Source organism: Brevibacillus fulvus, assembly GCF_016908525.1.
In the GTDB taxonomy this organism is placed as follows: domain Bacteria; phylum Bacillota; class Bacilli; order Brevibacillales; family Brevibacillaceae; genus Brevibacillus_G; species Brevibacillus_G fulvus.
In genome coordinates this window covers 1-1,801 of sequence record NZ_JAFBEB010000028.1, presented here as the reverse complement: position 1 = coordinate 1,801, position 1,801 = coordinate 1, and the positions used below count along the sequence as shown (strand labels likewise).

Genomic DNA, 1,801 nt, shown 5'->3' with positions numbered 1-1,801 from the left:
AAGGAGCCATTCCTGTAATGAATGAATTTGGGGTTTGAATGAAAAAAGCACCTTCTGTAAACTGGGAATCGTTCCGCGCAAAGAACAATTACCCGTACAGGAGGCACTCCACTATGAAGTATAAGCAATCGAAAAAGCAGAATCAACGGATTCAACAAATTACCGAAATGACCCTCGTTGTCGGTGCAGACATCGCGAAGAAAACGCATGTTGCCAGAGCTGTCGATTTCCGCGGAATCGAGCTTGGTAAGGACTGCGTGTTCGCCAATGACCATTCGGGCCTGACGAAACTCGTTTCGTGGATGAAGGAGCTTCAACAGCAATACGCCAAGACGGACATCATCTTGGGCATGGAACCAACCGGACACTACTGGTTTCCACTGGCCGAATTTCTGCATCGAGAAAACATCAAAGTCGTTATCGTGAATCCGCATCACGTCAACAAAAGCAAGGAACTTGAAGACAATTCACCCACGAAGAATGATTACAAAGATGCCAGACTCATTGCCGATTTAGTCCGCAATGGCAAGTACAGTGAGCCTAAATTGCCCACGAGCGTTTATGCCGACCTTCGCATTCTCATGAACCTTCGAGAGAAGGTGATGGTGAACTTCGGGCAAGTCCAGCGACGTATTCAGAACTGGCTGGATCGCTTCTTTCCGGAGTACAGCCACGTGTTTAAGGATTGGGAAGGAAAGGCCTCGCTTATCACGCTTAGCGAATTTCCGACACCGCAGGAGATTGTATCCCTTGGTGCTGATGCAATCGTTCGTCGATGGAAGGAAGACGTGAAGCGAGCGATTGGATCCAAGCGAGCAGCGCAACTCCTTCAAGCCGCCACAAACTCGATTGGGCTTACCGAAGGGCTTACAGCAGCGAAAATCGAGCTTAAGACCTTACTGGAACAGTATGAACTATTCTTGAGACAGCTTGAAGAAATCATGGCACAAGTGGAAACGTTGCTTGCGCAAATTCCTGGAACAAACGAGATGCTGACCGTGCCAGGCATTGGAGTTGTTACGCTGGCGGGCTTCTTGGCTGAAGTTGGTGATCTTAGCGGTTACGACCATGGGCAGCAGATTATCCGGCTTGCCGGGCTTAACCTCAAAGAAAACAGTTCCGGCAAAAAGAAGGGCAAGTCTACCATTACCAAGCGCGGGCGATCCCGGCTAAGAGCTTTGCTTTTTCGAGCGGTGATGCCCATGGTGTCCAAAAATGCAGAGTTCAAGGCGTTGCATCATTACTTTACGCAACGAAGCCACAATCCGCTTAAGAAGAAGCAGTCCATTGTGGCACTGTGTGGGAAGCTCATCCGCGTCCTGTACACACTAGGCACGAAGTGCATTCCGTATAATGCGTCCGACGTTTTCGGACCCGTACGCCAGTCCCAAATTCAGTTGGCAGCTTAATTCAAACCATTTTCACAAGAGCTTGGAAAGAAACCAATGACAACAGAAGCACGGAGCAGCCGCAGGATTTATTCCGTAAGGGCAACGACCCAGTAAAGGAGCAAGAAGCGGCGTCCACCCCTTGAGAGGCAGAACGAAGGAATGTAAGGGCAAAGACCCAGCGTGACATGGGAGGGTAAGCCGTCAGGGGAATGGAGTGGATATCCAAATGTGCGGTCATACGAATCACCCACAGATTGGAAAAAGGATTCGAATCTCTATTCCCGCCACTGGCCCCTTCAGAAAAATATGTCAAAGATACATGATTTCCCCAACTCTCTAAATAGTCAATGGATGAAAATCTAAGAACGAGTGAGTAAACGAGAGATAACATTAATTTATAGTGGGAGGAA

1 protein-coding gene is annotated in these 1,801 nt (G+C 48.6%); it reads left to right on the top strand.

Annotated elements, in window-relative coordinates; genetic code table 11:
* The first annotated feature begins 113 nt into the window (after positions 1-113).
* Entirely contained in the window at positions 114-1,409 is a 1,296-nt protein-coding gene (locus JOD01_RS19540; protein ID WP_204520134.1) for an IS110 family RNA-guided transposase, read from the top strand.
* The last annotated feature ends 392 nt before the right edge of the window (positions 1,410-1,801 follow it).